The following is a 24682-nucleotide window of genomic DNA, read 5'->3' as shown; positions in this document are numbered from 1 at the left end:
GCTCAAGTAAATATACCTTCAGTAAACTGCAAATTTATTTTTGACATTTTGCAGTTTAAAACAATTACCTTTAAAAAGTCTCACAAGTTAATTTCATTTTATTAATGACATGACCTTTACAATAATTCAATCGTGTTGTAAATTGTTAACAATGAACAGTGTTATGTGAACTAATTCGGTGGTTTAATGAAAGTATCATCACAAACAATAAAAAGTGTAAAAGTAGAGTATTACCAAATTCCGCTAGCTGAAGTATTAAGTGATGCTAAACATGGCGATCACACTCACTTTGAAATTATTGCATTACATATAATGACCCATGACGGCTTTGAAGGTATGGGTTACACCTATACTGGTGGAAAAGGTGGACGTGCAATTTATTCACTCCTTAATGACGAAATTAAACCGGGGTTAATTAACCAAGATTCAACGTCAATTATGGCAATCTGGGATAAGTTACAGTGGGATCTACATTATGTAGGCCGTGGTGGTTTACTTAGTTTTGCTATTTCAGCAGTTGATATAGCGCTGTGGGACATTAAATGTAAACGTTTAAATGCACCCTTATGGCAAGTTGCTGGGGGCAGTAGTGATAACACAAAATGTTATGCAGGTGGAATAGATTTAAACTTTAGTGAGCAAAAACTACTTGATAATATTGGTGGTTATTTAAATCGTGGTTTTAACGCCGTAAAAATTAAAGTGGGTAAACCAGATTTTAAAGAAGACATAGAACGTGTAGCTGCAGTACGCAATTTAATTGGTAATGACAAAATACTCATGGTCGATGCTAATTACTCGATGAGTGTGGAGCAAGCAATTCGCTTTGCAAAATCGATTGAAAAATATGATATTACATGGTTTGAAGAGCCCACCATACCAGATGACTACAAAGGTTTTGCTCGCATAGCACAAGCAACCTCAATACCGCTTGCCATGGGCGAAAATTTACACACACTGCATGAGTTTGGCTATGCAATTGACCAAGCTAAATTGGGGTTTTTACAACCAGATGCATCAAATATTGGTGGTATAACAGGGTGGTTACATGTAGCCAGTATGGCATATACCCATAACTTACCTATTTGCAGTCATGGTATGCATGAACTGCATGTATCACTACTGGCATCTCAGCCACATGCTGGTTTTTTAGAGGTTCATTCTTTTCCTATTGATGAATACACAACGCGTCCTTTAAAACTTGAAAACGGCAAAGCGTGCGCGCCAGATATAATAGGTACAGGTGTCGAGTTTGACCCACAACTCGTTAAACCACATTTAGTTAAGCACTCCTAGTAAAAAATAAACGAGTCGTTGTGCGGCCACAAGAGCAGTGAAGTGATTATTTAACAAGGAGTGATGAATAATCCATCATAAATTAAATCTTATGTGCATTGCCCTTGTGGGCGCCTTTATAAAAATAGTTACATTACTTACAGTGCAAGCTGTTTATATTAAATCCACTATAATAGGAGTATTTAACGTTAAAAAATTGTTTTCTAAAGAGGCAATATTTTATATTTAATTATTCAGAGATTTATCTGAATTGGCATTTACCACAACCCAAATTGCAAAGTAAGTGGTAAAGCTTTAGATTGCTATAAAGTAATGCACTCTTTGCTGAATAAGCAATACAAATTAAATTAGTTAGTAACTCTCACATCCCCACTAAAAGCCAACATAAACTGTTGGCTTTTTTATGCTTTTAAATTGTATTAAAAAGCATGAAACTACCATTTTTAAGCAAAATGCGTGTATTTCCATCATAAAGTTGCCCTTAATATGTTGTATATAAATTCATTTATTACAGTGTTAGGTTTTATTATGACGTCAAAAATAATAGGTGTGAGCGATTTCCCTGATGCATTTTTAACAAAACGCACAGCAAGTGGCATGGGACAAATGGACGATCAAAACGATCCCGTCAATATGATATTAGGTCTAAAAGATGTACGTAAAGCGGCGCATAATTGTGCTGTTTTTCAATCAGGAGCTAAACCAGGGCGTATTGTAATTCCATCAGAAGTCGCAATACGTGAAACACGTCAAATCCCATTTGAAGTAGACCCACCTGAGCACGGCGGTTTTCGTGAACTATTAAATCCATGGTTTAAGCGTCCATTAGATGAGGGTTACCAAGCGCGCTTACAAGCTATTATTGATGAAACAATAGACAATGCCTTCAAAGCCGAGTCGTTAGATGTGGTGTCACAATTTGCACTCCCGCTGCAATCTAAAGCGTTAACGCTGTTACTTAATACCTCAATGGATAAAGCACAAACATGGATAGATTGGGGTACGCACGTATTTAGAAGTGAAGATAGTGACCTTGATAGCGATAAAGCCAATATTCTATACGATTACATTGATGAGCAAATAGAAAACGCCATTGCAATCCCGGGTGATGATTTATATTCAGTGCTTTTAAATTCAGAGGCGAACGGTAAAAAGCTGAGTAAAGAAGAAGTAAAAGGTGTGATGATCCTCACCTTTGCAGGGGGGCGCGACACCGTTATAAACGCGATCACAAACTCTATTGCCTACTTTAGCGAAAACATCAGTGATTTAAAGCGTATTGATGATGAGCCTGAAATATTAAACAGGGCCGTAGAAGAACTCATTCGCTATTTTTCGCCGCTTACGCAAATGGGCCGCGTCGCTACGCAAGACACAAGCGTATGTGAGCACGCTATAAAAGCCGACACACGAGTTTCGTTATGTTGGGCGTCGGCTAATCGCGATGAAAAGGTATTCAAAGATCCCAACAATGTCGACTTCGACCGAAAAGTTAATCCGCATATTAGTTTTGGTTTTAGCCATCACAATTGTTTGGGCGCAACGCATGCTCGCCAAATTCTGCGTCAACTAGTGTTATCACTTGCTAATAAAGTTGCTCAAATAGAGACAATAAAAGCAGATGAAAATATTGAAAAACTAGGTGAGTTTTCAAGAAAGGTAGGCTTTAACAGTCTGCACGTTAGCTTTAAATCAAAATAAAAACACCGTACAAAATAGTTAAATAAATACAGTAACAAGTAAAAGTAGAGGATTAATACGATGGCGAAAGTAATATTTATAACCAAAACAAACGATGCAGTTGAAGTTGAGGGCGACAGTGGCTCGCTAATGGAACTAGCATCAGCAAATGGTGTTACTGGTATTGATGGTGATTGTGGCGGTGTATGTTCGTGTGCAACGTGTCATATTTACTTAACACCGGATGACTTTAAAAAAGTAGGTACACCCGATGAGATAGAAAGCGACATGCTAGAGCTGGACGATAACGTAACGCAATACAGCCGTTTATGTTGCCAAATTGAGGTGTCTGATAATATTGATGGCATGACCTTCAGAGTAGCCAATTAAAAGCGGGTACAGCATTATGCAAAACACACATACAGAACCAAATCTACTTGAGCAAAGTGTGGTGGTTATTGGCGCAAGCCATGGCGGGGTTAACTTTGCTTTTACCCTTCGCCAGCAAGGTTGGCTGGGTAAAATTACGTTACTCGACAGCGATCCAGAGCTGCCATATCATCGGCCACCTTTGTCTAAAAAAACGTTGCAATCGGATGATGTAAAATCGACTCCATTAAAAGTAGAAAAAGCTTATACCGATAGCAATATAGATTTATGCTTGGGCCAGCGTGTTACTGCAATTAATAAACAAAGTAAAACAATTACGCTGAAATGTGGAAAGCAAATAGCCTTTCATAAATTAGTAATAGCGACAGGATGTTCGCCCTTTATTCCGCCTATTAAAGGGCTTATTGATACCGTTGACGATAAAGGAAATGCACAATATTTTGCGATGCGAACACACGCAGATGCAGTGGCAATAAAAACAGCACTCAATAAAAGTAATGATAAACAGGTAGTCATTATTGGTGGCGGCTACATTGGCCTTGAGTCGGCGTCATCGTTTATAGCGTTAGGTGCAAAAGTAACGGTAATTGAAAAGCAACAAAGCATACTCTCGCGTGTTACATCAGCTGTTATGTCTGACTTTTTAACTCAATTGCACATAAGCAAAGGGGTAGATTTGCAAACAGCAAAAGATGTTGTACAAATAAAGCACACAGCTAATAAACATTATGTTGTATGCAGTGATGGCACTCAATATCCCGCCGATTTTATTTTAGTGGGCGTTGGGGTAAGGCTTAATACCGAGCTTGCAGTGACTGCAGAGTTAGCGCTCGAACAAGGTATCAAAGTAAATGATGTATGCCAAACTTCACACCCTGATATTTTTTCTATCGGCGACTGTACCTCACATTTTAATAAAATTTATCAGAGATGGATAAGACTTGAATCGGTTCAAAATGCCGTAGAACAAGCCAAAACAGCTGCACAGTTTTTAGCAAAAAATAGTGAACCGGTTCCTGCTTTACCTTGGTTTTGGTCAGATCAATACGAGTACAAACTACAGATAGTGGGTTTATCACAAGGGTATAACGAAATTGTCGTACGCGAAGAGTCACCGGAACAATTTTCGCTTTGGTATTTTATTAACGACACATTGTTGTGTGTAGAAGCGGTTAATCATGCTAAAGCCTACGTACTTGGTACACAGGCTATAAAGCAAAATATAAAGGTTAATAAGCGGATATTAAGTGATTTAGCAACACCGCTTGCAAAGCAACACCTACTTGAGACGTAGCTGCTGGCGATACTGGTGAGGGGTAACTTTAAAATGGTGCTTAAACTGCTTAATAAAATACGACGGGCTGGAGAAACTCAAGTCGTAAGAAATATCAGTTACCGAGGCATCACTTTGCCCAAGTAGTCGTGCGGCATTATATAGCTTGTGCTGAATAAGGTAGTCGGAGTACGGCACTCTAAAATGCTTTTTAAATACTCGTGAAAAATACGAAGGTGATAAATAACAAAGTGCTGCGGCTTGCTCTAGCGAAAGATTGAGGCCATTTTTTGTTTTTAGCTCATTAACAACGGGTGTTAACTTTTTAAAGCTAGCTGAACCACTCAACGGTTTTTGCTGGTTAGATAAACTACTTTTACCGTATTCGCACACCATGGTTATTAAACTATTAAACAGTTGTTTGCAGGTTTTACTTTTTGGGTTTTCGTTAAACTCGCTCAACATCCATGCGAGTAGTTTATGGATTCTTTTTTGTAGTTCAACGCTAAATGTTAGATGTAAACCGGTTTTCAATAGATCGAAAAACTCTTGTAGGGCTGGGTCGTTAAGGCGCTCAGGCATAAACTGCACAATATACCAAGATTTAGGACGTGGGTTTAAAGCAAAATCATGCGTTTCCATTGCAGGCGTAAAAACGGCCTCAAAATCAGACAGAGTTGATTCACCCTGATGGTAAAAATACGTGCCATCAATTTGTTCAAAAAATATAAATTCGTGCACCTGATGAAAGTGCATAAAACATGAATAGCTATCGTGCTGAAGATAACTTACATGATGAATTTCGAAATCGTAACCGTCTTTTATACAAAACGGTTCACAGTAAATTGTCGGTTGCTTCATAACATAATACTTATATTTAGAGACTTAGGAGTCTACATGTACAAGGCAAAAGCTGCAATTGCAGATGGAAAAGGCGGTTTTTTCTTCGATACCGTTAATGTCGGAAAACCAAGTACTGGCGAAGTAAAAATTAAAATAAAAGCCTCAGGTATTTGTCATACCGATTGGGATTCAATTACAACGTGGAATAAAAAATTTATCATTGGTCATGAAGGCGCAGGAACCGTTGTTGAGTTGGGCGAAGGTGTAACGGAATTTACTATTGGCGATAAAGTAATACTAAATTGGGCAATTCCGTGTGGTGAGTGTTTCCAGTGCCAAGAGGGTAATTTACATATTTGTGAAGTAAATAGCCCCGTAACTGGCAATGGTTTATGCGGACACGCAGGTAAACAAGCGTGTGAGCATAATGGCAATAGCTTAGAGCGCTCATTTCATTTAGGTACGATGAGCGAATACACCGTCGTAAAAGCTGCTGCAGTTATAAAAATACACAGTGACATTCCTTTTCCAAGTGCAAGTATTGTTGGTTGCGGTGTAATGACCGGTTACGGATCAGTGGTTAATGCCGCTAAAGTAAAAGCAGGTTCGTCAGTGGCCGTATTAGGCTGTGGAGGCGTAGGACTAAATGCAATACAAGGGGCTGCAATTTCAGGCGCCGCTAAAATAATAGCAATTGATTTGTCACCGGAGCGATTAACACAAGCTAAAGCATTTGGTGCTACACATACTGTACTTGCTAAAAAGTATGACCCTGATTTAGTTCATATGATAAACGAAGTTAAAGCGCTAACAAATAGTCGCGGAGCCGATTATGCCTTTGAGTGTACAGCAGTGCCGGCACTTGGTTCAGCGCCATTAGCATTAATACGCAGCGCGGGCGTTGCGGTGCAAGTGAGTGGCATTGAGCAAAAAATAGATTTTGATTGCGAATTATTTGAGTGGGATAAAATTTATATAAATCCGCTCTACGGGCAATGTAATCCTAAGCGCGACTTTGCTCAAATACTAGACCTTTATGACGCAAAAAAGCTCAAGCTCGATGAGCTAGTCACAAAAACTTACTCGTTAGATGAGTTACAAACAGGCTTTGACGACATGCTAGCAGGGCGTATCGCTAAAGGTGTCGTCGTGTTTGATGATTAAAGGAGCATAAAATGGCAATTCATCGTTTAGAGGTATCAAATAACTGTTACACCGCTGATAACTTTGTAACGCTAACCGCGTATAGCAGTCACTTAAAAGGGCGAGGTGATATAAGCATTTACCAAGAAGCAACCAGTAATAAAAATGTACCTATAATTGTATTACTGCATGGTGTGTATGGTAGCCACTGGGTGTGGAGCCAGCTAGGGGGTGTACATAAAGTGTATCAGCAGCTTCGTAGCAGTGGCCTTAACGAGTTTGTATTAGTGATGCCATCAGATGGCGCGCACGCCGAGGGCAGCGGGTATTTGCCACTTAAAAATGCAGATTATGAAGCATGGATAGTTGATGATGTGATTAGCGCTGTTATTCAAACTCAACCAATGTGCTCGAGCTCATCAAATATTTATATTACGGGCCTTTCAATGGGAGGGTATGGAGCATTATGTTTAGGTGCAAAGCATCCAACTATTTTTAGCGGTATATCAGCGCATTCATCAATTACTAAGCTTGACGACTTTAATCACTTTGTTGATGAACATACTCTAAAGCCACTAAAAAAAACCACTGATAAGTACAAAGGCGACGTGTTTAAAACATTGATCGCGAATAAAAAGAAATTACCGCCACTGCGATTTGATTGCGGAAAAGACGATGTACTTTTTAGTGCTAATACTGCGCTTGCAAAAAAGCTAGTTGATGAAAATGTTCCTCATACGTTCGATATTTTTGCAGGCACCCATTGCTGGGAGTATTGGCACGAACATGTAGCTAAAACTATGATCTTTTTTGCTCAATTAGAAAGCAAAACTCACACACAATTAAAATAAGGAGATAACACATGAAAGTCATTAGCTCACTTTTAATTGCATTTGCATGTACTGCATCATGCAATTTAGTCGCGCAGCCAGAAGTATCCGTAAATTTAAACGTAAAGCGAAGTATTGACGGCCTATCAACCTTTGATAGAAGCAAATATATTGTTATGCACTCGATGCTAACAACAACCGATTGGAAGGGGGAAGAAGATAAGCTCGACTACTTACTTAACGACCTTGATGTGTACTTTGGTCGTGATAACGGTTCTATGCCGTATTACGCGACTCAAGTTGAGCAGAACCCAAATAATCTAGGGTACGCAAGCCCTGATAGTATCGCTGCTTATGGCAAAACTGCTCGCGAAGATTATTATGGTAAAACGTTGTCGAAGCTTCATAAATACGATAATAGATCCCACGTAATGATAGGCGGGCAAATTAATCAGTTTTGGATTGGTAATCATAAAGGCAAAGGCGAATGGAGCTTTGCTAATACCGATGCTGTGGGTCAATATATGGGGAATTTTGTAAATGAATTTTATCGAAATGACAACCAAGGACCGAACAAAGGCCCAGCACGGCCACAATACCTTGAAATACTTAATGAGCCACTTTACGAACTTGTTGATGTACATCACGGTAAGCCTATCGATACATTTATTTTTCATAACGAAGTAGCCCAAGGCATACGAAAAGTTAATACAAGTATTAAGATTGGTGGGTTCACCACTGCTTTTCCATGGTTTGACGATAACAATTTTAATCGTTGGGATGAGCGAATGAAGCTATTTTTAGATACCAGTGGTGAATACATGGATTATTTTTCGATTCATCTTTACGACTTTGGCTATTTAAACCGCGATAAAGGCGTTGCTAACTTTAAAGGAGCCCGTATAGAAGCCACTATGGACATGATGGAGCAATACGAAAAGCTTAACTAGGTAAGGTAAAACCTTTCATGATTTCGGAATACGGCGGGCGTGACCATAAAACAGAAGCAACGCCATGGACTGCAATAAATGACTGGCAAACTATGAAATCGTTTAGCCCTATGATGATGCAATTTATGGCTAAACCTAATCTCATACTTAAAGCCATTCCATTTAGTTTAGCAAAAGCAGAGTGGAGTGGTAATGAGGGACGCGATTATGCTTGGCGCTTACTACGCCACAATGACGAAAAAACAGGTGAAACAGGCGATGAATATGTATTCACCGACATTATTAAATTTTATCGATTGTGGTCAGATGTAAATGGCACACGTGTTAATACTGACTCAAATGAAGCCGACTTATTAGTAGATAGTTACGTAAACAAGAACAAGGCATATGTAATTATCAGTAATTTAGAAACAAGTGCTAATAGCGCCTTGCTAAATTTAACAGAGCTACCAAGCAATCCGATTAATAACATTAAAATTAAGCACTTGCACTTTGCTAATGGTGAGTCAACACTTACAACAACATCACAAAATATTGGTGTAAAAAATGAGTTACCAAAAAGCATTAACATAGGTGCAGAAGCCACAGTAATTATTGAATATACGTTCAGCAACAATATAAAAATTACTGCTGAGTCTGACGAGCATAAATACTATGCAACAACCTACAAACAGCCAATTAAATCCAATACAGCGCTTAAATTTAACATTAACGATGTAAAAACAAGTGAATATGGTAAAGGTATATTGCGTTTAAGTTTTGGTAGAGAGCATGATTTAGCTCAACAACCTATCGTTAAAGTAAATGGCACTTTAGTTACTGTACCAACCGATTATGCCGGTGATGAACAAGTATTTCGCCCACAAGTATTTAGCATGCTAGAAATCGAAGTTCCAAACGAGCTGTTAAAAACCAATAATACGATATTAGTTACATACCCAGATGATGGCGGATTTGTTAGTAGCGTGACGCTTCAAGCGTTTGAGTACAGTGATGATATTTAATTTAAAAAACTAACTATTTGTTATGTTATAAAAAGCAAGGTCACTAATTATTAGTGGCCTTAGTTGTAACAGAAGTCTTATTCAATTTTAAAAATAGATGGCATAATTCGTATACATTAGTGATTGATCTTAATGTGTATTATACTTACTTGTGCTGTTGGCGGAAAAGAATATAGATGCCTTGTTATCGGCATGATTGTCCTAACGTATTGAGGTTCTCATTTACTGTGTTAAAAGCTCTTTAAAATCTATTGCATAGATACACATTAATTTAAGGCTTAATGGCACAGAACAACACCTGATTAAAAGGGATTATTTATCAAATTTATTGCTGTTATATTGATAGGCCCTTTAGCCTTATTTCCTGCTTGTACCTTACTTGCTATTGTATTTGCTCTGTTTGGATCTCAGCCCTCAAAAAGCTATTTAGATACAATAGTATTTTCGGCTGCAATGGTCGGCGGAAGCTTATTTTATGTCTATCCCGCACTACTTGTTTATGGGGTACCAATATCAATTTTATTAAAAAAATTTAATGTTTTTAATTTACCTATGGTTCTTTTAGCGAGTGCAACTCCATTTATTATAATTATTTCAATAGGTTGGGTTGAGCCTATAGGGCCCTTTTTTTTAATTTGCTTTGGCTCTATTGTAGTTGCTATAGGTTGTTGGTATACAGATTTACTCTTTTTTAAAAATAAAAACTAACCAATAACCTGTTGCAGTTTAAAAGAGAATTATCGACTATCAATCATAAGTATATCGAGTTTATGTTGAGCTCTGGTTTGATTCTTTATGTCGATAGGTTCAATCATCTCGCATTCGTCTCTGATCATTTCAGGAATGAGGCTAGGGTAGTGGCGACAGTCCTCTGGGCGGTCGAGATAAATACTGCAGGTGTACATGTTTTTAGCCAAGGGATCTTTTTTAGGCGCAATTTCTAAAAAAGGGCAAGCATCTAGTCTCAATCCTGTTTTTGGGTCAAACCAAATTTCGTCGTTTTTCACGTATTCATAGATTTCGGGGTTAAAAAGCTCCCATAAATCAATTTCTTCTTTTGATGCGCTTAAATCGCCACCACCGTATTTAATACAGCACTTACCGCATTGATTACATTGTTTCATAATTTGCTAATTGAATTGGTTGTCAACGAGTTTAAGTTAGCTGTTAGTGTAGCACTGAATTTATTATTCGCTGTTTGCTTAATTAAAAAACCATCCCTTTAATTTGTGTGTACACAGTAGTTACGGCATTAATCTAGATGAAAAATCCCTTGTTACATTTTATATAGTGCAGACATTATTAAATGGTTTACTCTAAAGGTAGTTAAAAATGTTATGAAATCAGTTTGAGTAACTTGTGGTTGTTACAATTACTGTACAAAAATATTTGATCAGGAATTATCATGAAAGAAGCTGTTTCAAAGTTAAAAACAGAATTTAATGCAAAGTTATTGTATTGGAACAATCTTAAAAGTAACAAAGCTAAAGCGCTAATTCTCTTATTGTTTATAGCTGTTATTGCGCTTAAGGTATTTACAACCATCTTTACCTTCGATTGGCTTGCGAGTTTATTTCGCATTTAAGGTTACAAGCAATAATTTCGGTAAAATTTTAATCACAAAGTGTTTAACGCCTACCCGATGTTTATTATTAATGTATTATTACGCTATAGACCAAATTAAATAAATCAGTTGTTAAAACATGTTTTGTAATGGCTGAATGCTATATTTTGGCTAAATTGAGTGAGTAATTGAGTTTAGCTGCATTAAAAGGTAACACGTAATGATGAACACAAAAGTATACAAAGCGGTACACGACTTAGCAGAAGAACTAATGACGGCTGCTAATAAAAATGATCGTGAAAAGTTTGAGTCTTTATTTGCTCAATTAAAAGCTATTTGTATGGAAAACGAAAATACGTCTAAAGATCACCCAGTGCAATGGGAAACCCTAGCTGATTTTACCGAAGAGCTAGAAGAAGCGATCACCACTTATGAAAAAGCGTTAGAGAAGTCAATTGCAATTAATAACAAAGATCATATGTCATCGGTTGCTTTTTCAATGGCTACGTTACAGTTAGAAATAGGTCAAAAAGACGAAGCGATTAAAAACTTACAAAACGCTAAAGTCAGTGCTAATAAAATTGAAGACAAAGAGCTTAAAGCTGAAATACATGACTTACTAGAGTCACTTATTGAAGAGGAAGGTTAAGTATTTAAAAGTATAATTAGCCCCCATTGAATGTGATTTTTGTGGACTTAACTTGATATTAATAACGCGCTGGTGGTTTATACCCTCAGCGCTTTTTTATGTTTACTATAAATGACAAAAAGAAATGCTTTATTTTTGAGCCAGTTTACTCATAAAGTTTATATTTGTTAATCAGATCTGTTACTTATTAAATTCTATTCAGCAATTCTATAGATTACTTTTTATGAGTGAGTCCCACTAAAATAAGTTAGCCAATGTGATCATTAGTCATCTTCCTTTTGAATGAATAACAACAAATTGTTAACACTGAAAAACGTCTGAAATAATTAGAATGTAATTAAAAGTCACACATAAAATATTTTTTATCAAATGCTTGGGTTCTGGTTTTGCTAAAAACCAAGCATGCTGCAGCAAATTCAACCTCAAAAAGTTAACACTCTCTAAATACCTAGTTGTAAATAGGGTGTTCAGCTTGTTCATTTACGGCGTTAACTTAGTCCCGTTAATTACCACTAAAGTGTGAAATTTGAACAAAACTTTAACTAATCGTTGCATTTTGTTAATTGTTAACATTATATTGATTGTGAGTTCCATGCCTTTACACAAAGGATTAATTTTTACACCAAGATAGGTAACAGTTATGAAAAAAAGATCATTGTATTGTACGGTTTCGAGTGCGCTATTACTTTCAAGTACCTTTAATGTGCACGCTGTTAAAGTGCAGTTTAATATTGATACAAAACATGCTGTAGGACAGTTTGATAGCTTCGATCGTCGTAAATTTATTACGTTACATTCATCAAATACCGAAAGTGACTGGTTTGGAAATAACGCTCAAAGCTTAAATGCGCCTAATGCTGATCCTGATTTAATGACCCATTTTTTAGAAGATTACGATGTGTACTTTGGTCGTGATACAGGGGGCATGAAATATCAACTAACACAATTACCAGAAGATTCAGCAAAACCAGGTTATGCAAGCGCGGCAACCGCAACAACAAATGGCGGCGGAGTAAAATGGAATTACACCAATATTACAACAGCTCAAGCTAAAACAATGCGAAAGCATGAAGGGCGTAACAGCGATTTAATTGTCGCTGCACAGCAACATCCTTATTATCCTGATGGCACTAAAATTGGTAATCAAAATTGGTCTTTCTCACAAAGAGATACTGCGGCTGAACCACTAGGTACAGCCATGGGCGACTACATGGCGCAGTTTTTACAAAAATACTTTAAATCAGGCCCATCAGATAGCCTTGGTCAAAAGCGCCCAACGTATGTTGAGGTAATGAACGAGCCACTGTTTGAACTGCACGACTTTCCGCATACCGGTTATGATAAAGAAAGCCTCTATGACATTTTTAGATTGCATAACTCAGTTGCTGATGTGATTAATGCTAACCCTGCACTGAATGATGTGAAAGTAGGGGGCTTTACGGTGGCGTTTCCTGATTATGAAAAAGGGTCACAATTTTTCGATAACTGGAAGCAACGCGACAAGGCATTTTTAGATATTGCAGGAAATAAAATGGACTTTATTTCGATGCACTTATATGACTTTCCAAATTTCCCAGGTGGCCCTGGTGGTCAGCATCAAATACAGTACCGAAAAGGCAGCAATATGGAAGCGACCCTTGATATGGTTGAGCAATATATGGCTTATAAATGGGGAAGTATTAAGCCGTTAGTTATTTCCGAATATGGCTCTCAATTACAAGGCTCATTTGGTACTAAATGGACACCGCAACGTGACTGGTTATGTCTAAAGGCAATGAGCTCTATGCTGATGAGCTTTATGGAAAGGCCAAACCGTATTGATAAAGCCATTCCGTTTATTCCATTAAAAGCAGAATGGGGCCGTATAAGCGACACTATTCCCTATTACTGGCGTTTACTGCGTCAAGCTAAAGAAGGTCAAGGTGAAACCGGCGAGCAATGGGTTTACACCGAAATGGTTAAGTTTTACCAGTTATGGTCTGATATAAAAGGGACGCGAATAGATAGCTGGGCAAGCGATATGGATATTCAAGCTGACGCGTATGTTGATGGCAAAGATGTTTATTTGGTATTAAACAGCCTTGAATTTTCGCCGACCAATATTGATTTAAGTGTTTTAGGCAAGGGTTCTAACAACGTAACGGGTGTAAATATTAAGCATTTATATCCTAATGCCCAAGGCAAACCAGTATTGGATAACAGCAACAGAACAACACTACCAAGCTCTGTTGTATTAGGCTCTGAGTCAACCATGATAATTAAAGTGAGTCACCAAAAAAATGTTGTTATTAACAATATTAATCAAGAGACTAAGCATTACGCAAGTGCAGTAGTTAAAAATATTGCAGCCAACGCGACCCAGTTCTTTACTATTAACAATGTAGATAAAGGGGCTAATGGCGAGGCTACATTGCGCTTAGGTGTTGGCCGCCCTCATGGTAAGTCGTTAACGCCAGTTGTAACTGTTAATGGGAATAGAGTCGCTATTCCTACTGATTTTAGAGGATATGATCAAAAAAATGGTGGCCTTGGACGTGAGCGTTTCTTTGGTGTTATTGAAATTCCAGTGCCATATAATAACATTAAAAAAACTAACAATATTGAAGTTACATTCCCTGACAGTGGTGGTGCAGTTAGTTCACTAACATTACAAAACTTTAAAATGAGTAAACGTATTACTCGCTAAAAACGTGTAATAAAGGTTTAGTAATAAACAAACTGCGGGTTTATCTATATGATAGCTTCGCAGTTTTTTTATTTGTATCGCTACTACTACCTAACACAATACAAATAAACTAATACTAAATATGCTGGGAATGGCTTTAGGTGTATTTTTGCTGTTAAGCCTGTGAGTTTTATGCTTTACAATGAGTACAAGGTACTCATTATTAAAAATAAACACTATTCTCAGAGCGTTAAACTTAGCATGACTGTTTTATTAATTTAATTGGGTATGTTTTAGAGGAGTTCCACTGACCTACATATAAGTTGTCGTCTTGATCTACGCAAATACAATGCACGTGATTAAAAATGTCCCCGTTACTTTGCATCGGCTGTAGTTCTCCATTTATATACTGCGGTTGCGGTGCCCCTAAATTAGCTATTAGCGTGTTACTTTTATCAAATATACTAATAAAACCAGAATCGTCAGCATTTTTATTGTCAATATGCGACCAGCAAACTGGTGCATAAAATAGTTCACCTTTGAACACGGGACCGCCAATATATGCCCCATTAGCGCTAATTCTATCAAGGTACTTACCATCAAACGAAAATACTTTTAAACATTGCTCAAAACGAGAGCTTACTATTAATGTAGGATTTAAGGGATCACGTAAGTCTACTTCAACCCCATGGGTGTTGTGTAAATTGTAATTTTTGTCTTCATTATGGTGACCGCCCCAATGGTTTATATAGCGACCTTGTTTATCATAATGCAGCAAAAAGTCGCTGCCATAACCATCGGTGACATATAAATCCCCATTGGGGGCAATGGCAATGTCAGTAGGGCGAAAAGGTTGCTCGGGTTTATAAGCACCGCACGTTTGTGGATGGCCGATACTGTATATTAGTTTGCCATCTAAGGTCATTTTGGCAATAAAGCCAGCCTGTGGAATGACATTGTTAGTAGGGCTATCCCATTGCTCTGTGCTGTGACCATCCCAGTGGCGATTAACAATCCAGCCACTATCTACAACGTATAGAAATTCTTGCTCGCCTTCTTTTACAATTTTTATAGCGTGTCCACCAGGAAAAGAGCTTCCAAAAGCGTCAAGTAATTCACCGTTTTGGCTATACACTAAAATATTATTAGTCGTGTTATCGGTGATCATAAATATTATCCCTTGTGAGTCCATCACCATCGCATGACAATTTTCTATAGGGTATTTATTGGGGTTTAACTTTCCCCAGTGGGCGTCTATTTTGTATTTAAATTTACCTTGGCCAATTATTTTCCCGTGTGGGTCTTCGTCATTTTTAGGAGTAGCGTGAGGTATAAGGTGTTTTTGCTCTGAGGTTAACATACAGAATTTTCCATATAAAAAAACCAGCTTATGCATTGGGCTATAATGCATAAGCTGGTTTAGGCTAGAAGGTTACTTTAAGTGCGTTCTTTTGCTTTAAAATTTAAAATAGCATCATCGTTAACGCGATTTAATGGATAATAAACAGCTTCGTTTTCTTTAAATGGCTGGTTGCTAATCGCATTGTAAGCACTGATCATTGACCAACGAGGTTCGGCAGCGCGGTTTTGATTTGATTTATGCAGTAAATTACAGTGGAAAAACAGTACATCACCTGGTTCAAGTTCTACATTTATAAGTTCATGGTACTTCATTGCTTCTTCTACAAACTCTAAACAGGCGCCTTTTTGGTCACCGGTTTTACTGTGATCCAATCGTCCCAAATGATGTGAGCCTTTAAGTACTTGCAAGCAACCATTTTCTTGCGTCGCTTTATTAATGGCGACCATACAGCTAATTGATTTTGGATAAAGCATGTAATTATCACGATGCCAGTAGCCAAAATCTTGGTGCCATTCCCAGGCGCCACCTACAAATGGTTCTTTCATCATAATTTTAGTGCTGGTGTGGTACACCTCTTCGCCAATAAGTGTTTCGCATACTTCAATTAAGCGACGACCGCGAGAAAACATACTGTATAAATCGTCGCCTGTTTTTTGCCATAAACAGACTTTACTTACAGCGCCATCGGCGTCTTTTTTGTCCCATGCTCGTTCATAGAGTGTATCGTCATTAAAAGCAGTTTGTTGTAGTAGCTCAATTTCATCAGCGCTGTAGTAATTTTTGACAATAATATAACCATCACGGTGAAAATCAGCTATTTGTTGTGGTGTTAAATAAGTGTGTGACATAAATGTAGTTCCATTTTCTCTTGCAGTTGTATATTGTTAACAATGGTTGCTCGGTTAAGCATCTAGGTCAAGCGTAATTTATATAAAAATATAGAATTCATATACGAATGAATTTTTTTTCATTAAGCTATTGATTTTAAATCATTATTAAAAATTTAAAGCTAAAAAAAAGTTTTAAATTTATATATAAACAAACATATTGTTTATCAATTTTAAAAGGCATAAATAAGTACAAATGAACGATAAATCAAAAACTAAATATGCAGTTCCTGCTTTAGATAAGGGGTTGGATATATTAGAATTTTTAGCAAAAAATAAAAGGCCTTGTACACAAAGTGAGATAGCGGCTGGTATTTTAAAAACACCTAACGAAGTCTATAGAGTACTTGTTGGGCTTGAAAAACGCGGTTATCTAATTCGCTCTGAAACCTCTGGTCGATATCATTTGTCATTAAAGTTGTATAATTTATCGCGAAGTATTTCACCAATGGATAATGTACTAAAATCGGCCTTGCCACATATGGAAGATCTAGCTGTAAATATTGAACAGTCATGTCATCTAAGTATGCTTTATCAAAGCCAAGCTATGGTGGTAGTGCAAGCGCGTAGCAAAAGCCCTATGCATTTGAGTATTGCAGAGGGGGCTTTATTTCCACTTAGTAGCTCAAGCGCTGGTAAACTGCTTTTAGCCAACAGTAATGACGAAGTGCGGCAAATGCTTATCGAACACGATGAAATTTACAGTGCTAGTAAAGACGCCTATAAAGTATTATTAAATGAGCTAAATACAATCAAAGTGCAAGGGCACATAATGCAAAGCAATCCACTTATCGCCGGAGTACACGATTTTAGTGTCTTAATTGGCAGGTCTAATGCAAATTTAATAGCTGCATTGACCATTTCTTCTTTTGACTCAACCCTAAACACTCACGCTAATAAACACAGTGTAATTAGCGAGCTTAAAAATACCGCCCAAAAAATAACTTCATTATTAGAGCGCTAATACCAACTAGCGCTTTTGTAGGGAGCAACCCGCTCAACAGTCATGTATAAGTCTCAGTACTTTACTGCTTGCTTACAATGTCGAATAAAAAACCAACGCTAACTGTAAAATAAATGGTCAATTTGTTTGACTTAATTAGCTAAACTAATTTATTGTAAAGTTAATTGTTAACAATATTATAATGACAATAAGCATCCCGTAAATAATCCGTCAACGATTACACGTAATAAACACAATATTTAGGTGCAAAAATGACTAACACACAATTTAAATTAAATGCGATTTGCGCAGCAATGCTGATAACTTCTCCTGTAAGTTATGCCGCGCAGGAAAACGAGACAACTGTACAAAGTGATGTTGAAGTTATCCAAGTAACAGGTATCAGAAGCGCATTAAGTAAATCTGCTTCAATAAAGCAAGATTCATCAGGCGTAGTTGATGCTATATCAGCAGAGGACATTGGTAAGTTACCTGATACTAACTTAGCTGAATCGCTGCAACGTATTAGTGGTGTATCAATCGACCGTGCAAACAATGAGGGCAACCAAGTTAGTGTTCGGGGTTTTGGTCCTGGCTTTAATTTAGTAACCTTAAATGGTCGTCAAATGCCAAACTCTTCGGTTTTACAAGAAGCGGGAGTTTCTCGCAGCTTTAACTTTAGAGAAATCGCGGCTGAAAGTGTGTCGGGTGTATCAGTTTATAAAACGGGTAAAGCGAATGTAGCCTCAGGCGGTATTGGCGCAACCATTAATATAAATACAGCAAAACCATTTGATTTTGACGGTTTTAAAGCATTTGCAAATGCAAAGGCAATTAAAGACACCAGCTCAGAGAAATCAAACGTAACACCAGAAATTTCGGGAATGGTTAGCCAAACATTCGCTGATGATACGTTTGGTGTTTTACTTGCGCTGTCGCATTCAGAGCGAGAAAGTGGCCGAGAGCGCGTAGGCACATCGCAAGGTTGGGTACGTAACCGAGCAAATGCTGCCGGTGTTGATAGCAGTGCAATTGATACCACAGTTAATCCAACGGGTACTTATTGGGTACCTTGGACGCCAGAAATGGAGCGCTTTGAAACTAAGCGAGAACGCCAAAATGCGCAGTTGGTTTTACAGTATGCTCCTAGTGACAACTTAACGGCTACACTTGATTACACTTTATCGCGCTTTGAAGAAATTAGTAACACAAATAAAATGGCATTTTGGTTCGATAACCCAACAGGCACCGCCGATGAAAATGGCACTTTAGTCGATATTAAAAATGCAAATGATGAGTTGAATTTTTGGGCGTGGGAGCTTTACGAAGAAAAAGAAAACGATTCATTAGGCTTAAATTTAGCATGGCAAGCAAGCGATTCATTGAAACTTACGTTTGACGCTCATAACTCTACATCACACTCAAACCCAGATGGTGATACAGCTGAAACAATTGCAAATTTAAAGAATGTCCCAGGTTTGGTTAAATCCATCAGTGCTAACTTCTCTGGTGACATTCCGAGTATTGGGGTTGATGATTCAACATTGGCGGGTGGGGCTTACAACCCAGCTAATATTGTGTCAGATTTATATCAGCGCCGTGGTTATGAAATGAAAAATACCATTAAGCAGTATCATGCAAGTGGGCAATGGGAGAATTTGAAGAGTGGGGCACTCAGCGCTATAAATTTTGGTGTAATGTATACCGATTACCAAATTGATACTTATCTTTCTGAGCAGTTCTCATTTGTCGATATTCCTCTAGACAACCTAGGGCTAACCTTTGATGAACAAGGTGACTTTGCTGATGAGTTTTCAGGTTCGGATCAGCTATTTCCGTTTATTCCACGTTACAGTGCCAACGATTTTGTAGATATTGTCAGAGATGAAGGATTATTTATTGAGCCAAATATTTCTACAAATGGGGTTGAGGAGCAAACGCTCGCGATATATGTATCATTTGATCTTAAAACCGAATTTAACGATATTCCAATTGATATGAATGTCGGTGTGCGCTACGAAGACACCGATGTAACAGGTTATTCAGTCAAGCCTGGGGTTGTTGCTTTTAACTATCGTCATGCTGAAGAGCTTCGCCCTGTATTTGCTGCAACAGCAACACCGCAGGAGCTTGAAGGCGGTTATACACGTATATTACCAAACTTTGATATAAGCGCCGACTTAGATGACGGCTTTAAAACTCGTTTTTCATATAGTCGTACATTAGCTCGTGCAGGTATTGGTGGTATGTTCCCATCAACTACCATTAACGCCCGTCCTGAAGGACCGTTTAATGCATCGCAAGGTAACCCTAACTTATTGCCAATTACGTCAGATAACTTTGATTTCTCAGTTGAGTGGTATGGAGACGACGGAAGCTATGCATCAGTTGGTTACTTTAAAAAGTTTGTTGAAAACTTCATTGGTGCAGGCGTAGTGCAAGGTACGCTAAATGATGTAAATGGCGAGCCGTTACGCGATCCAAGTGTTAACCCCCGCCCTGGTTGTCCAGATAGTTCAGATACACCTAACCCAGCATGTTTAAGCCAAGCGACAGACCCGATTGTTACATTTGATATTGCAACGCCAGATAATTTACAAAATCGTGAAGTAGATGGTTGGGAATTAAATGCGCAGTACATGGTGCCTGATACAGGCTTTGGCGTGGTTGCTAATTATACGATAGTGAATAGCGATGAATCGTTTAAACCGTATGATTTTGACCAAACAATTGCACTAGCAGGACTAAGCGATTCAGGTAATTTGGTCGGCTTTTACGAAAACGATGATTACCAAGTACGTTTAGCCTATAACTGGCGCGATGATTTCTTACTGTCTTTGGGAACTGAGCCTACATTTACAGAGGCGTATGGTCAGCTAGATTTTAGTTTTAATTACACCATTAACGACACCTTGGGTGTTAGCTTTGATGCACTTAATTTAACGAATGAAACAACACGCCGCCATGGTCGTTTTGCAGAGCAATTAGTATCTGCTGAGCAATATGGTCCGCGCTTTAGCATTGGCTTAAGTGCTAAATGGTAAGTTAGTTTTTGACAAATAATACAAAACGACAGCTCAGCACTGTCGTTTTTGCCTTTTAACTAACGAGGTTGCTATGAACGATGATATTAAATCAATAGTAATAGTTGGCGGTGGAACTGCAGGATGGCTAAGTGCAGGAATAATTGCGGCATATTTGCAAAAACATCACAGCAAAAAAATAAATATAACGCTGTTAGAGTCCTCAGATATTCCTACAGTTGGCGTTGGAGAAGGAACTTGGCCTACAATGCGCAGAACCCTTAAAGACATGGGTATTCGTGAAACTGAATTTATTAAAAAATGTAATGTATCGTTTAAGCAAGGTGCTAAATTTGCTAAGTGGGTAACCGGAGAAAATGATGATTACTATTATCACCCGCTTGAGCTACCTACGGGGATGTTTGAAAATAATTTAGCCACCAGTTGGCTTAATATTAATAACGCACAACCTCCTTTTGCCCAGTATGTAAGCGCGCAGCAATCAATATGCGAAAGCGGATTAGCTCCCAAACAAATCACCACCCCCGAATTTAGTGCAATAGCAAATTATGCTTATCACTTGGATGCAGGCTTATTCGCTACATTCTTAAAAAACCACTGCATTGATAATCTTAATGTTAAACACATTGTAGGCACTGTCGCCGGTGTAAACAATTGTACAAATGGCGATATTAAAAGCGTTAGCCTAAATAATAAAATAGAGATAGCTGGGGATCTATTTATTGATTGCAGTGGTTTTAAATCGTTATTACTAGGTGAGAACTTAGGGGTGGGGTTTAAATCTTGTAAAGATGTATTATTTGCTGATAGTGCGCTTGCCATACACATGCCATACAAAGGTGACGAACCAATATGCTCGCATACTTTATCTACAGCACAAACATCGGGCTGGATTTGGGATATAGGATTACAAACACGCCGTGGCGTAGGGCATGTGTATGCAAGTAATTACATAAGTGACGATGAGGCAAAACAACAATTATTTGACTACTTAAATATTAATCAAGCGCAGCAAAGTAAGTATAAGGTTAAAAAGTTAACTTTTGAGCCGGGTCATCGAGAAAAGTTCTGGCATAAAAACTGTGTAGCCATAGGACTTTCTGCAGGCTTTTTAGAGCCATTAGAGGCATCAGCCTTATTACTGGTGGAGATATCCGCTAAATTTGTTGCAGAGCAATTTCCATACAATGAATGTCTCATGGCAATAACAGCAGAGCGTTTTAATCGTACTTTTAGCTACAGGTGGGCGCGAATAATCGATTTTTTAAAGTTGCACTATATATTGAGCAAACGTACCGATAGTCCTTTTTGGCAGGCGCATTGTTGCACGCAAACTATACCGCAAAGTTTAAAAGATAACCTAGCTATTTGGACGTTTCATACGCCAAGTGATAACCATTTTGATCATTCACAAGAAGTATTTCCTGCAGCAAGCTATCAATATGTGCTTTATGGTATGGGATTTTTAAGCTCAACAGAGCTACATAACAATCCAGACTGTTACTTTAAAAAGGCGCAAGCGCTGGTAAATAATAATTTGAGGCACACTGAACAATTACTTAAAAAACTGCCCACTAATAACGCATTATTGGAACAAATAAAGCAGTTCGGTATGCAGCAAATATAATAAAATTTTAAGAGCACGTATTATGGAAAATTCAGTATTACTTGATAAAAATACGCACAAAAACATTTATATAAAAACCGGCCATGGTGCTCAATATGGCGAAGCTATAAACTGCATTCCCGTTATTGCAGATGAGTTAGCTCAACTTGCATTAGACTACCCAGTCTATTTTATAAAAAATAATCAAACTGGCCAGTTTGAAATGTATGCTTTAACTGGCTTTGATGAGGGGCAAAACTTATTTTTACAAAATGATATATGGCATGCCACATACGTACCTTTACACTTACAGCGACAACCATTTAAGTTAGGAATAGGAAATAAACTTACTAACAAGACCGAGCAAAGAGATCTCGCTGTTACAATTAACGAACAACACCCAAGAGTAAATAATAGTGAGGGAACACGGTTATTTAACGAAACAGGGGAGCCAACCACATATCTAAATAATGTGAGTGAGCAATTGATAAAGCTTATGCATGGCGGCGAACGTACAACCGCTTTTATCAATACTTTACTAAAACACGATTTAATTGAAGCTGTGCAGCTAAACATCACTAAACCAAATGGCAAAACACAAGGCTACAATGGCTTGTATTCTATTGCCGCAGAGACACTACAGCAACTACCTGCAGAAACACTAAATATTTTGCACTCAATGGGTTATATACAAGCTTGCCATCTAATCTTATGTTCAAGCGGGCATGTTAAAAAATTAGTAAAATGGTTACACGATTTAAAATAGATTTTTTATTAATTAGCGTTACTTACCCCCACTGGTTTTACGTGTGCATTAGTTAATGCTGATACCGATGAAATAATAAATGAACTAGAACTGGACACGATTATAAGTTCACTTCTTAGGCTTTGGAGTTCGATTATTCGCCTTGGTTTTGGTATCATTTAACTTATCGGCTTGTATCGCAATGGGAAAGGTCAAGCCAATAAACATTGATGATTAAGAGAATGGACATGCTTGAGCAAATAGAACAATGGATTGATGCAACAAATATTAAATACAAAAATCAAAGAATTAGCTGTGAAAAATTTGCCAGTGAGTTTAATGGGTTTTATCCTACCGAATTTTTAAAAAATGCCTTTTACGTTATTGTCGATGAAATACCAAAACCTAATTTTCCTTTTTTGCGTGAAATGGGATTAGGCGATTTTATTGACATGAACGCTGCAGGCACCACATACAAAAACACTTATTACATGCTTCCTTACGTAGCTGATAATTTAGCAGTGCATTTTCATGAACTTGTTCACGTAGCCCAATGGAGTGAACTTGGCGCCGAGGCTTTTATGTTACGTCACATAACCGAAATTCAGCAGGTTGGTTATGATGCTGCGCCACTTGAAGTCATGGCGTATGGTCTTGATAAGCACTTTACAAATAATGGCAAGAAAATAAACGTGCCTGTATATGTGGCTCAATCGCTGTAGCTAACAAACACCTTTCAAAGGATTGCATATGACACGCTTTACTGTTTTTTTACTGAGCTTACTTAGTGTAAATGCCTATGCGGCATCGTTTGATGACGATATTGTGGCTGCGTTACTTGAAAGAACAACACATAACGTTACCTACGATGGGTCTTATCGCTCTATTGCTTATCCGGGTGGCGATGTGCCCGCTAATGTTGGGGTGTGTACCGACGTAGTTATTCGATCATATCGAATTTTAGGTATTGATTTGCAAAAGCTTGTGCATGAGGACATGCTAAAAAGCTTTGAGCTATATCCCTCTAAGCGTATTTGGGGTTTAACCAAACCTGATAAAAATATAGATCACCGACGAGTCCCTAACCTGCAAGTATATTTTAAACGGCATGGACAAGAGCTTACTAAATCTAATAACGCGAGTGACTACAAGGCAGGCGATATCGTCACGTGGATGTTGTCTGGTAATTTACCGCACATTGGTATGGTTATTAAAGAGCAAGATACACGTTCTGGTAGTCCGTTGATTGTACATAACATTGGGCGAGGGCCTGAAAAAAGCGATATCCTTTTTGCCTATAAAATTACAGGACATTATAGGTTTGTGCCTAAAAAGCACACAAATTCATTTAATTAAGTAATCTATTTTTAGGCGATAAAATGGCGTTGTTGGTAATGTGTAAATTTTGTATCTTAGTTGTTAAGTGTTAAGTGTTAAGTGTTAAGTGTGAAGTGTTAAGTGTTAAGTGTGAATTTTGCTTATGTAATTCTGTATTTGAGTAATAGATAATTACTATATTACATAAGTTTCTCTTTTACAGAGGGAAACTTACTTTAACTGCTTAAAAAATTGATAACCTTCTGCATTTTGCAGCTTTTGAGTAAAGCTCATACCTAAGTTTTTTAGCTGGACTGCATTATTATAAGTACTAATTTTAAGTTTTAACTCACTCACGGCCTGCGCTGTTGCGCCAATGCTATCAAGTGCTAAAAAGTACAAGTAAGCGTATTGCACGTTGTTACTTTCAAGTCCCATTGCGTGTTTGAACGAATTAACAGCTGCGGATTTGTTACCACTTCTAATTAAT

The 24682-nt window shown here is 37.8% G+C and carries 22 protein-coding genes and 1 pseudogene; 18 read left to right on the top strand and 5 right to left on the bottom strand.

The genetic code is table 11. The annotated features are described in order from the left end of the window. The first annotated feature begins 186 nt into the window (after window positions 1-186). The 4 genes from DC53_RS11790 to DC53_RS11800 all read left to right on the top strand — a co-directional run bounded on the left by DC53_RS11790 (window position 187) and on the right by DC53_RS11800 (window position 4660). On the top strand, window positions 187-1296 hold the full coding sequence (locus DC53_RS11790) for a mandelate racemase/muconate lactonizing enzyme family protein (protein ID WP_007378064.1): 1110 nt from the start codon (window positions 187-189) through the stop codon (window positions 1294-1296). 528 nt (window positions 1297-1824) lie between these two features. Beyond that, window positions 1825-2997 (top strand): cytochrome P450, encoded by a 1173-nt coding sequence (locus DC53_RS11795; RefSeq protein ID WP_008136691.1) that lies wholly within the window; start codon window positions 1825-1827, stop codon window positions 2995-2997. Window positions 2998-3057: 60 nt separating this feature from the next. Next, a complete protein-coding gene (locus tag DC53_RS0120500) occupies window positions 3058-3366 on the top strand; it encodes a 2Fe-2S iron-sulfur cluster-binding protein (RefSeq protein ID WP_007378067.1) in 309 nt (102 codons plus the stop codon). Window positions 3367-3382: 16 nt separating this feature from the next. Continuing rightward, entirely contained in the window at window positions 3383-4660 is a 1278-nt protein-coding gene (locus tag DC53_RS11800) for an NAD(P)/FAD-dependent oxidoreductase (RefSeq protein ID WP_033029383.1), read from the top strand. Here DC53_RS11800 and DC53_RS11805 read toward each other — a convergent pair. After that, on the bottom strand, window positions 4646-5395 hold the full coding sequence (locus DC53_RS11805) for a helix-turn-helix domain-containing protein (RefSeq protein WP_033029505.1): 750 nt from the start codon (window positions 5393-5395) through the stop codon (window positions 4646-4648). The two genes, DC53_RS11800 and DC53_RS11805, sit on opposite strands and share 15 nt — an antisense overlap. Window positions 5396-5536: 141 nt before the next feature. Between DC53_RS11805 and DC53_RS11810 the strand changes: the two genes are divergently transcribed. The 5 genes from DC53_RS11810 (at window position 5537) to DC53_RS0120490 (ending at window position 10117) form a co-directional block, all read left to right on the top strand. Then, window positions 5537-6646: a Zn-dependent alcohol dehydrogenase gene (locus tag DC53_RS11810; RefSeq protein ID WP_033029380.1), complete on the top strand. Its 1110-nt coding sequence runs from the start codon at window positions 5537-5539 to the stop codon at window positions 6644-6646. An 11-nt stretch (window positions 6647-6657) separates the two neighbouring features. Next, a complete protein-coding gene (locus tag DC53_RS11815; protein WP_033029379.1) occupies window positions 6658-7476 on the top strand; it encodes an alpha/beta hydrolase in 819 nt (272 codons plus the stop codon). A gap of 11 nt (window positions 7477-7487) precedes the next feature. Then, window positions 7488-8405, top strand: coding sequence for a hypothetical protein (locus DC53_RS22575; protein WP_239462836.1), 918 nt, complete (start codon window positions 7488-7490; stop codon window positions 8403-8405). 17 nt (window positions 8406-8422) lie between these two features. Next, a complete protein-coding gene (locus tag DC53_RS22570) occupies window positions 8423-9409 on the top strand; it encodes a hypothetical protein (protein WP_239462835.1) in 987 nt (328 codons plus the stop codon). 339 nt (window positions 9410-9748) lie between these two features. After that, window positions 9749-10117: a hypothetical protein gene (locus DC53_RS0120490; protein ID WP_033029372.1), complete on the top strand. Its 369-nt coding sequence runs from the start codon at window positions 9749-9751 to the stop codon at window positions 10115-10117. Between the two features lie 29 nt (window positions 10118-10146). Here DC53_RS0120490 and DC53_RS11820 read toward each other — a convergent pair whose 3' ends face one another. After that, entirely contained in the window at window positions 10147-10533 is a 387-nt protein-coding gene (locus DC53_RS11820) for a YkgJ family cysteine cluster protein (protein ID WP_033029369.1), read from the bottom strand. A 281-nt stretch (window positions 10534-10814) separates the two neighbouring features. Here DC53_RS11820 and DC53_RS11825 point away from each other — a divergent pair, with 281 nt between their 5' ends. The 3 genes from DC53_RS11825 (at window position 10815) to DC53_RS11835 (ending at window position 14308) form a co-directional block, all read left to right on the top strand. Then, window positions 10815-10994 carry a hypothetical protein gene (locus DC53_RS11825; protein WP_007378075.1) on the top strand — a complete coding sequence of 60 codons (180 nt, stop codon included), beginning with the start codon at window positions 10815-10817 and terminating at the stop codon, window positions 10992-10994. A gap of 199 nt (window positions 10995-11193) precedes the next feature. Further along, entirely contained in the window at window positions 11194-11622 is a 429-nt protein-coding gene (locus tag DC53_RS11830; protein WP_007378076.1) for a hypothetical protein, read from the top strand. Window positions 11623-12262: 640 nt separating this feature from the next. Then, on the top strand, window positions 12263-14308 hold the full coding sequence (locus DC53_RS11835) for a hypothetical protein (protein WP_033029366.1): 2046 nt from the start codon (window positions 12263-12265) through the stop codon (window positions 14306-14308). A 235-nt stretch (window positions 14309-14543) separates the two neighbouring features. On the opposite strand, the gene DC53_RS11840 is transcribed toward DC53_RS11835, so the two are convergent. Together DC53_RS11840 and DC53_RS11845 are read right to left on the bottom strand one after the other, a co-directional pair. Then, a complete protein-coding gene (locus DC53_RS11840; RefSeq protein WP_033029364.1) occupies window positions 14544-15647 on the bottom strand; it encodes an NHL repeat-containing protein in 1104 nt (367 codons plus the stop codon). 77 nt (window positions 15648-15724) lie between these two features. Beyond that, the gene (locus DC53_RS11845; RefSeq protein WP_007378079.1) at window positions 15725-16498 is read right to left on the bottom strand and encodes a phytanoyl-CoA dioxygenase family protein; all 774 of its coding nucleotides are present in this window, start codon (window positions 16496-16498) and stop codon (window positions 15725-15727) included. A gap of 235 nt (window positions 16499-16733) precedes the next feature. Between DC53_RS11845 and DC53_RS11850 the strand changes: the two genes are divergently transcribed. From DC53_RS11850 to DC53_RS11875, 6 genes are all read left to right on the top strand, one after another. After that, window positions 16734-17501 carry an IclR family transcriptional regulator gene (locus tag DC53_RS11850; RefSeq protein WP_033029362.1) on the top strand — a complete coding sequence of 256 codons (768 nt, stop codon included), beginning with the start codon at window positions 16734-16736 and terminating at the stop codon, window positions 17499-17501. Window positions 17502-17752: 251 nt separating this feature from the next. Beyond that, window positions 17753-20524 carry a TonB-dependent receptor gene (locus DC53_RS11855; RefSeq protein ID WP_033029360.1) on the top strand — a complete coding sequence of 924 codons (2772 nt, stop codon included), beginning with the start codon at window positions 17753-17755 and terminating at the stop codon, window positions 20522-20524. Between the two features lie 73 nt (window positions 20525-20597). Then, window positions 20598-22151 carry a tryptophan halogenase family protein gene (locus DC53_RS11860; protein WP_033029358.1) on the top strand — a complete coding sequence of 518 codons (1554 nt, stop codon included), beginning with the start codon at window positions 20598-20600 and terminating at the stop codon, window positions 22149-22151. 22 nt (window positions 22152-22173) lie between these two features. Further along, window positions 22174-22896 carry a SapC family protein gene (locus DC53_RS11865; protein ID WP_007378083.1) on the top strand — a complete coding sequence of 241 codons (723 nt, stop codon included), beginning with the start codon at window positions 22174-22176 and terminating at the stop codon, window positions 22894-22896. 221 nt (window positions 22897-23117) lie between these two features. Continuing rightward, complete coding sequence (locus DC53_RS11870) at window positions 23118-23597, top strand: hypothetical protein (RefSeq protein ID WP_081824554.1); 480 nt, start codon at window positions 23118-23120, stop codon at window positions 23595-23597. Window positions 23598-23625: 28 nt separating this feature from the next. Then, window positions 23626-24231, top strand: coding sequence for a DUF1287 domain-containing protein (locus DC53_RS11875; protein ID WP_033029354.1), 606 nt, complete (start codon window positions 23626-23628; stop codon window positions 24229-24231). 192 nt (window positions 24232-24423) lie between these two features. On the opposite strand, the pseudogene DC53_RS0120485 reads toward DC53_RS11875, so the two are convergent. Continuing rightward, window positions 24424-24682, bottom strand: a pseudogene (locus DC53_RS0120485) (hypothetical protein); the annotation flags it as partial.

Source organism: Pseudoalteromonas fuliginea (assembly GCF_000690055.1).
Taxonomy (GTDB): Bacteria; Pseudomonadota; Gammaproteobacteria; order Enterobacterales; family Alteromonadaceae; genus Pseudoalteromonas; species Pseudoalteromonas fuliginea.
Note: the sequence above shows the minus strand (reverse complement) of the source record. Positions and strands in the feature narration are given on the sequence as shown.

Bases quoted from the DNA above. Each gene is read 5' to 3' on its own strand.
- DC53_RS11850 (WP_033029362.1), top strand. From the start codon at position 16,734: ATGAACGATAAATCAAAAACTAAATATGCAGTTCCTGCTTTAGATAAG.
- DC53_RS11800 (WP_033029383.1), top strand. From the start codon at position 3,383: ATGCAAAACACACATACAGAACCAAATCTACTTGAGCAAAGTGTGGTG.
- DC53_RS11795 (WP_008136691.1), top strand. From the start codon at position 1,825: ATGACGTCAAAAATAATAGGTGTGAGCGATTTCCCTGATGCATTTTTA.
- DC53_RS11815 (WP_033029379.1), top strand. From the start codon at position 6,658: ATGGCAATTCATCGTTTAGAGGTATCAAATAACTGTTACACCGCTGAT.
- DC53_RS11845 (WP_007378079.1), bottom strand. From the start codon at position 16,498: ATGTCACACACTTATTTAACACCACAACAAATAGCTGATTTTCACCGT.
- DC53_RS0120500 (WP_007378067.1), top strand. From the start codon at position 3,058: ATGGCGAAAGTAATATTTATAACCAAAACAAACGATGCAGTTGAAGTT.
- DC53_RS11865 (WP_007378083.1), top strand. From the start codon at position 22,174: ATGGAAAATTCAGTATTACTTGATAAAAATACGCACAAAAACATTTAT.
- DC53_RS11835 (WP_033029366.1), top strand. From the start codon at position 12,263: ATGAAAAAAAGATCATTGTATTGTACGGTTTCGAGTGCGCTATTACTT.
- DC53_RS22570 (WP_239462835.1), top strand. From the start codon at position 8,423: ATGATTTCGGAATACGGCGGGCGTGACCATAAAACAGAAGCAACGCCA.
- DC53_RS11830 (WP_007378076.1), top strand. From the start codon at position 11,194: ATGATGAACACAAAAGTATACAAAGCGGTACACGACTTAGCAGAAGAA.
- DC53_RS11840 (WP_033029364.1), bottom strand. From the start codon at position 15,647: ATGTTAACCTCAGAGCAAAAACACCTTATACCTCACGCTACTCCTAAA.
- DC53_RS11805 (WP_033029505.1), bottom strand. From the start codon at position 5,395: ATGCACTTTCATCAGGTGCACGAATTTATATTTTTTGAACAAATTGAT.
- DC53_RS11820 (WP_033029369.1), bottom strand. From the start codon at position 10,533: ATGAAACAATGTAATCAATGCGGTAAGTGCTGTATTAAATACGGTGGT.
- DC53_RS11855 (WP_033029360.1), top strand. From the start codon at position 17,753: ATGACTAACACACAATTTAAATTAAATGCGATTTGCGCAGCAATGCTG.
- DC53_RS11825 (WP_007378075.1), top strand. From the start codon at position 10,815: ATGAAAGAAGCTGTTTCAAAGTTAAAAACAGAATTTAATGCAAAGTTA.
- DC53_RS11875 (WP_033029354.1), top strand. From the start codon at position 23,626: ATGACACGCTTTACTGTTTTTTTACTGAGCTTACTTAGTGTAAATGCC.
- DC53_RS11860 (WP_033029358.1), top strand. From the start codon at position 20,598: ATGAACGATGATATTAAATCAATAGTAATAGTTGGCGGTGGAACTGCA.
- DC53_RS11790 (WP_007378064.1), top strand. From the start codon at position 187: ATGAAAGTATCATCACAAACAATAAAAAGTGTAAAAGTAGAGTATTAC.
- DC53_RS11870 (WP_081824554.1), top strand. From the start codon at position 23,118: ATGGACATGCTTGAGCAAATAGAACAATGGATTGATGCAACAAATATT.
- DC53_RS11810 (WP_033029380.1), top strand. From the start codon at position 5,537: ATGTACAAGGCAAAAGCTGCAATTGCAGATGGAAAAGGCGGTTTTTTC.
- DC53_RS22575 (WP_239462836.1), top strand. From the start codon at position 7,488: ATGAAAGTCATTAGCTCACTTTTAATTGCATTTGCATGTACTGCATCA.